At 60.4% G+C, this 6,974-nt stretch carries 6 protein-coding genes; 4 read left to right on the top strand and 2 right to left on the bottom strand.

What is annotated here, in order from left to right; translation table 11 throughout:
* Positions 1 to 46 precede the first annotated feature (46 nt).
* Positions 47 to 1,507, bottom strand: coding sequence for an NADP-dependent succinate-semialdehyde dehydrogenase (gene gabD, locus ABYA88_RS14670; RefSeq protein ID WP_373188139.1), 1,461 nt, complete (start codon positions 1,505 to 1,507; stop codon positions 47 to 49).
* Positions 1,508 to 1,758: 251 nt separating this feature from the next.
* The gene (locus ABYA88_RS14665) at positions 1,759 to 2,226 is read right to left on the bottom strand and encodes a MarR family winged helix-turn-helix transcriptional regulator (protein ID WP_373188138.1); all 468 of its coding nucleotides are present in this window, start codon (positions 2,224 to 2,226) and stop codon (positions 1,759 to 1,761) included.
* 188 nt (positions 2,227 to 2,414) lie between these two features.
* Here ABYA88_RS14665 and ABYA88_RS14660 point away from each other — a divergent pair, with 188 nt between their 5' ends.
* The 4 genes from ABYA88_RS14660 to ABYA88_RS14645 form a co-directional block, all read left to right on the top strand.
* On the top strand, positions 2,415 to 2,777 hold the full coding sequence (locus ABYA88_RS14660) for a hypothetical protein (RefSeq protein WP_373188137.1): 363 nt from the start codon (positions 2,415 to 2,417) through the stop codon (positions 2,775 to 2,777).
* An 87-nt stretch (positions 2,778 to 2,864) separates the two neighbouring features.
* Positions 2,865 to 4,949, top strand: coding sequence for a TonB-dependent receptor family protein (locus ABYA88_RS14655; RefSeq protein WP_373188136.1), 2,085 nt, complete (start codon positions 2,865 to 2,867; stop codon positions 4,947 to 4,949).
* A gap of 167 nt (positions 4,950 to 5,116) precedes the next feature.
* On the top strand, positions 5,117 to 6,454 hold the full coding sequence (locus ABYA88_RS14650; protein WP_373188135.1) for an aspartate aminotransferase family protein: 1,338 nt from the start codon (positions 5,117 to 5,119) through the stop codon (positions 6,452 to 6,454).
* Positions 6,455 to 6,644: 190 nt separating this feature from the next.
* Positions 6,645 to 6,974 (top strand): aldehyde dehydrogenase family protein (locus ABYA88_RS14645; RefSeq protein ID WP_373188134.1); only part of this gene is annotated, 330 nt, incomplete at its 3' end.

Raw genomic sequence — 6,974 nt, 5'->3', positions numbered from 1 at the left:
CTCTTGCTCATGGCTCACCTCACACACAGTCAGATGAAGACCCGGGTCAGATACCGCCCAGGCACAGGTATTTTATTTCCACGTACTCTTCAATCCCGTACTTGGAGCCCTCACGGCCTAGACCGGACGACTTCATGCCGCCAAACGGCGCCACCTCGGTGGATATCAGGCCAGTATTGATACCGACCATGCCATATTCCAGCGCCTCGGCCACGCGGAAAGCGCGGCTCAGGTCGCGGGCATAGAAATAGGCGGCCAGACCGAATTCGGTATCGTTTGCCTGACGAATCACGTCTTCCTCACTGCTGAAGCGAAACAACGGAGCCAGCGGACCAAAGGTCTCTTCCCGCGCCAGCAGCATGCTGCTGTCGATGTCGGCCAGCACGGTAGGTTCGAAGAAAAAGCCTCCCAGTTCGTGAGGCTGCCCACCGACCAGAACCCGTGCGCCCTTGCCGGTCGCGTCCGCAAGGTGTTGTTGTACCTTGTCCACCGCGGCGGCATTGATCAGCGGGCCTGTCGTAACACCCTCTTCGGTACCATTTCCTACCTTGAGCTTGTTTACCGCTGCGACCAGCTTCTCGGCGAAGGCGTCGTACACGCCGTCCTGAACATAAATTCGGTTGGCGCAGACACAGGTCTGGCCAGCATTGCGGTATTTGGAAATCATCGCGCCCTCGACCGCCGCATCCAGATCGGCATCATCGAAGACAATGAAAGGTGCGTTACCGCCGAGCTCCAGGGACAGCTTTTTCAGGGTTGGTGCGCACTGCTCCATCAGTTTGATACCCACACCCGTGGAGCCGGTGAATGACAGCTTGCGCACGATCGGATTGGCGCAGAGCTCGCCGCCCACCGCGATCGCCTGCTCGGCATCGGCGGTGACCACACTCAGCAAGCCGGCAGGCAGGCCTGCCTGCTCCGCCAGCACAACCAGCGCCAGTGCGGAAAACGGCGTTTGTGGCGCCGGCTTGAGTACCATCGCGCAGCCAGCCGCCAGTGCAGGCGCCGCCTTGCGCGTGATCATCGCCGCCGGAAAGTTCCACGGCGTGATCGCCGCAGTCACGCCCACCGGTTCCTTCTGTACGATGATGCGTTTATCTGCCTGGTGGCCGGGGATAGTGTCGCCATACACCCGCTTGGCTTCTTCGGCGAACCATTCGATGAACGAAGCGGCATACGCCACCTCGCCGCGGGCTTCAGCCAACGGCTTGCCCTGCTCGGCGGTCATGATCTGCGCCAGATCTTCCTGGTGCGCCATCATCAGCTCGAACCACTTGCGCAGAACAGCGGAACGCTCCTTGGCCGTGCGCTTGCGCCAAGCAGGCTGAGCCGCCTGGGCCGCTTCGATCGCCCGCCGGGTTTCGGCAGCGCCCATATTCGGCACGCCGCCCAAAAGCTCATTATTGGCCGGATTGAAAATCTCGGTACGCGCGCCATTGTCGGCCTCGCACCAATGGCCATCGATATGGGCTTGCTGGCGGAACAGGTCGGGGGCTTTCAGCTGCATGGAGTCTCCTCGCGTGGCCGACGCGCGACGCCAGGCGTAACGCATTTACCACATAGATGTTTGAAATTTCAAACATGCTAAGGCGCAGAAGGAGAACAGGCAAGAGGGCAGAGAAAAAAAGCTGGCGGGGTCTGGAACGAGTGTTTTAACCGCGAGACACAAGTATCAGGGGAGACAGATCCGACGGCAGGGCTTCCGTGCCCCAACCGGTGTAACCAGCAATTTCCTGACAGTATCAACCGATCAGCGAGTCACGCCGCTGTTTCGCTGTCGAAAAGCTCTGCAGGCGTGTGCTGATCCGCTTCGAGCAGACCGGCAACGCGCTGCAAGCTGGCCAGCAGCATCAATTGCTCCCAATCGGCGAGCTTGCCGAACCGATCGAGAAATTCTGCCGGCAACAGGGCCGGCTCGGACTGGATCGCATCGACGCCCTTGGCAGTCAATGCCAGATGCACCTTGCGTTTGTCGCTCTTGCTGCGAATACGCTGAAGCAACTCTCGGCTCTCAAGGCGGTCAATGATAGTGCTGAGTGTCGCCTGGGAAACACTGACCCGCTTGGCCAGATCGCCCAGAGTGCCCTCACCCATTGCCTTGATGCTGTGCATGATCAGCAGTTGTATGGGGGTCAGGCCGCTGTGACGACCGAGTCGCTTTGCATGGATTTCACTGGCGCGCTGCAGGCGCCGTAGCGATAGATAGAGGTCGTGCATCATGTACATGTCTGGCTCCCGGCCACACCCTCAAAGGAGTGCATTTTGCCATAAAGTCTAAATATTACAGTAGTAACGATTAACGCAGGTTCATACAAATTGGAATCTGCTTTCAGGCGCCACACCGCGCCGAATAACTGCGCTGAGGCGATTGAACTCGTTCAAGAGTACCGCAGAATTACTTTTGGATCAAAGTAGTGTGGCAGCACAATCCACTTGATACATGCATTGGCGCGACCGGCATGGTCGCCAGCCCCGGTAACGGACATAGCGACGTGGAATCGGCGATACGCTCGGGCACCGACACCCGCATCGCATTGATCGGGTTCGGCACCGACGCTACCCATGGCTATGAGCGTACCCGCCGCGACAGCCTGGAGACGCTTACCCGTCTGCTGGTAGCCTATGTATTCAGCCCTCCGATCTTCGACCACGATGAGCGGTCCCACCAGCCACTGGAGAACTTCGAAGGACAACTGAATGCAGATATGATCAGTGGCAACGAAACCGCGCTGCCCCCGCTGAAGAAGGTTTTCCCCGGCAACGGACAGAACGAGTGAGTGCAAATCGGCCGGCGCACAGGGCAATACTGCCGCTCGCGTCATAGCCGATAGCCATAACCGATAAAAAACGATACAAGCGGGCTTATGAAAAAAACCAATCTCCCCCGGCTGGGCCTTTGCGCCACAGCTCTTTGCCTGCTGCCAGCGCTCAGTCTGGCGCAGGACAAACCCCTCAGCCTGCCGGCACAGACCGTGCTGGGCAGCGAAGCGGATGAGCAGGACACGCGCATCCCACTGGCCCGCAGTATCGTCAGCGACGAAGAGATCAGCCCGCAAAGCCTCGGTGCCAACCTCTCCGAAACACTGCAACGCGTGCCCGGCATAGTCGCCGTCAACCGCCAGAACTACGCCCAGGACCTGCAGATTTCATCCCGTGGTTTTGGTGCCCGCGCCCAGTTCGGCGTGCGCGGCGTGCGCCTGGTGCAAGACGGCATCCCCTTGACCATGCCCGACGGCCAGGGCCAGCCATCACTGTTCGACCTCGACGGCATGCAACGCATCGAAGTGCTTCGCGGCCCATTGACGACCCTGTACGGCAATGCCTCGGGTGGCATCATCCAGGGCTTTACCGATGAGGGCAGCTTCTATCCAACCTTGGAAAATCGCACCGCCTTCGGCCCCGATAACCTGTGGCGCTCACGCCTGCGTTACGGCGGCCAGCATGGCGATCTGAATGTCGCCGCGAATGTCTCGCGGCTGGAGACCGACGGCTATCGCGACCATAGCGAAACACGCCGCGATATCGCCAACCTGCGCCTGGGCTGGGACATCGACGACGCCTCCAGCCTGACCCTGTTGATCAACAGTCTGGATCAGCCAGAGACCCAGGATCCGCTGGGGCTGACCAAAGCACAGGTACGCGAGGACCGTCGTCAGGCGGTTTCCGGCACCGACCGATTCGATACCCGCAAGACGGTGAGACACAACCAGGCCGGGCTCAATTACCAACGCCGGCTGAGCAACGACGACAAGATCACCTTGATGGTTTACGGCGGCGAGCGCTATGTGGAGCAGTTTCTGGCGTTTCCCGGCAGCGGCCAGTTTTCCGGCGGCGGCGTTATCGAGCTGGATCGTCGCTTCGGCGGCGGCGAACTGGGCTGGCAGCGCGAGACGCAGCTGTTCGGTCTGCCGGTCGAACTGGCTGCAGGCCTTACCTATGACTATCAGGGCGAACAGCGGAACGGGTTCGTCAACGAACTTGGCAGCAAGGGCCCGCAACAACGGGACGAGTTCAATACCGTCGACAGCCAGGATGCGTACCTGATCAGCACCTGGCAGCTCGATCCGCGCTGGACACTCACCGCTGGTGTACGCCACAGCCGCGTGGAATTCGAGTCCGAGGATGACTACTTTGTCGACGGTCAGGATGACAGCGGTAGCGTCGATTATCAGCAGACCAACCCTGCGCTGGGCCTGAGCTATCAATGGACTCCCTCGCTCACCCTGTACGGCGCGCTGGGTCAGGGTTTCGAAACGCCAACTTTTCAGGAGCTCGCTTACCAGCAATCGGGCAGCGGCCTGAACTTCGGTCTGCAGCCAAGCGAGTCACGCAACGCCGAGGTCGGCCTCAAGCTGCGCCACGAACAGACACGGCTTAATCTGGCACTGTTCCGCAGTCGCGTGGATGATGAGATCGTCACCGGTCCCGGTCAAGCGGTAACCGGCCGCAGCACCTTCGTCAATGCCGGCCAATCCACTCGCCAGGGCATGGAGCTGTCAGTGGAGCAGGGGTTCGATCACGGCATCGACGCCTACCTGGCCTACACGCTGCTCGATGCCCGTTTTGACAGCTACACCACCAATAGCGGCGAGGACCTCTCCGGCAAAAACCTGCCCGGCGTTCCGCGCCACAGCCTGTTCGCCGAACTCAGCTGGCAGCCTCCGGGCACCGGTTTCGTTACCGCGCTGGAAGCCCAGTCTCTGAGCGAGCGTTATGCCACGGATGATAACCAGAACAGCGCTTCAGGTTATGCGGTCTTCAACTGGCGCGCCGGTTATACCCATGAAGTCGGCAACTGGACAGTCGATCCCTTCGTACGGATTGATAACCTGGGCGACAAGGAATATATCGGCTCGCTGATCGTCAACGGTCCCGGCGGCCGTTACTACGAACCAGCCCCGGATCGCCAGTGGCTGGTGGGCGTCGGGTTGCAGTACCAGTGGCGTTAGCCCGGGAGGGCCGGGTTCCACCCCGGCCAACTCATTCACGGAAAAATTCAATATAATTGACAAAATTTGGCTTTATTGCGGCTAGCAGGGTTTTTCGTTTGTTATTTTTGACATAAGATCAATCAACACTGTGTTAATTAACCGCTCAAGCGACGCCAGGACCACCGATGAACAGCATTTACGCCCCCGCCAACCAGCAGGATCTCAGCCTCGATGAGTTCTGGATGCCCTTTACCGCCAACCGCCAGTTCAGGGATCGACCGCGCCTGCTGGAAAGCGCCGAAGGCATGTATTACACCGACGTCGAAGGCCGTCAGGTCATTGATGGCACCTCCGGCCTCTGGTGCTGCAATGCCGGCCATGGGCGCAAGGAGATCGCCGAGGCGGTCAGCAAGCAGATCAGCAAGATGGACTTTGCCCCGACCTTCCAGATGGGCCATCCGCTGCCCTTCCAACTGGCCGAGCGCCTGGTCGAGATCGCACCCGAGGGCCTCAACCGGGTTTTCTTCACCAACTCCGGTTCCGAGTCAGTCGACACCGCGCTGAAGATTGCCCTGGCTTACCACCGCGCCCGTGGCGAAGGCACCCGTACGCGGCTGATCGGCCGTGAACTGGGCTACCACGGCGTCGGATTCGGCGGCATATCGGTCGGCGGCATGGTCAATAACCGCAAGGCCTTCGGTGTACAACTGCCCGGTGTGGACCACTTGCCGCATACCCTGGATCTGGAGCGCAACGCCTTCACCCGTGGCCTGCCGAAACACGGCGTCGAATATGCGGACCATCTGGAGCGCCTGGTCAACCTGCATGGCGCCGAGAATATTGCCGCTGTCATCGTCGAACCCATGTCCGGCTCTGCCGGCGTCATTTTGCCGCCCCAGGGTTACCTCAAGCGTCTGCGCGAGATCACCGAGAAGCACGGCATCCTGCTGATATTCGACGAGGTGATCACCGGCTTCGGCCGCGTCGGCTCGCCCTTCGCTTCCCAGCGCTGGGAAGTGACCCCGGACATCATGACCACGGCCAAAGGCCTGACCAACGGCGCTATCCCGATGGGCGCGGTATTCGCCAGTGACCAGATTCAGGATGCCTTCATGCATGGCCCCGAGGGCATCATCGAGTTGTTCCACGGCTATACCTATTCCGGCCATCCGGTGGCTGCCGCTGCGGCGCTGGCAACGCTGGATATCTATGCCCGCGACGGTCTGCTGACCCGTATCCGCGATCTGGAAATCTACTGGCAGGAGGGCTTGCACAGTCTGCAAGGCCTGCCCAATGTGATCGATATTCGCAACACCGGCATGGTCGGCGCGGTACATCTGGCCAGCCGTGACGGCGCGCCCGGCAAACGCGGCTACGATGTATTCGAGGGCTGCTTCTGGAGCGGGCTGATGGTGCGCAACAGCGGCGACATCATCGCCATGGCACCACCGCTGATTGTCGAGAAAAGCCATATCGACCAAATCATCAATACGCTGGGCGATGTCATAAAACGCACGCCGTAATGGGCTGACGCAAACTCGGATATCCGAGCGGCATGCTGGATCAGCTATGGCGGACCGTCGGTGGCAGGGAGGCCACCGTCGAGCTACAGGGACGTACTTGCTGCATGTCCGCAATGGCTGGTCCAGCACGCCGCAGCACATAGTTTCGAACAAATACGACCTACATACTCTTTATAGCACTGGTGACCCAATGACCCTGCAACTGACTCACTTTATCAACGGCAAGCGTACCGCCGCCAGCGAGCGCAACCAGCCTCTGTTCGAGCCCGCTACCGGCGAGCAGCGCGGCAGCGTTTCCCTGGCCAGCGTCAGCGAAGTCGAAAAGGCCATCGCGATCGCCAAGGCTGCCCAGCCGGCCTGGGCGGCTACGACGCCGCTCAATCGCGCGCGCGTCCTGTTCAAGTACAAGGCGCTGGTCGAGGCCCATGCCGACGAACTGGCCGAGCTGATAACCCGCGAACACGGCAAGGTGTTCGACGATGCCAAGGGCGAACTCACCCGTGGCCTGGAAGTGGTCGAG

The sequence above is a fragment of the Halopseudomonas sp. genome (assembly GCF_041579695.1).
In the GTDB taxonomy this organism is placed as follows: domain Bacteria; phylum Pseudomonadota; class Gammaproteobacteria; order Pseudomonadales; family Pseudomonadaceae; genus Halopseudomonas.
Note: the sequence above shows the minus strand (reverse complement) of the source record. Positions and strands in the feature narration are given on the sequence as shown.

Excerpts from the sequence above, each read along its gene's own strand:
- gabD (WP_373188139.1), bottom strand. The coding sequence starts at position 1,507 with ATGCAGCTGAAAGCCCCCGACCTGTTCCGCCAGCAAGCCCATATCGAT.
- ABYA88_RS14655 (WP_373188136.1), top strand. The coding sequence starts at position 2,865 with ATGAAAAAAACCAATCTCCCCCGGCTGGGCCTTTGCGCCACAGCTCTT.
- ABYA88_RS14650 (WP_373188135.1), top strand. The coding sequence starts at position 5,117 with ATGAACAGCATTTACGCCCCCGCCAACCAGCAGGATCTCAGCCTCGAT.
- ABYA88_RS14665 (WP_373188138.1), bottom strand. The coding sequence starts at position 2,226 with ATGTACATGATGCACGACCTCTATCTATCGCTACGGCGCCTGCAGCGC.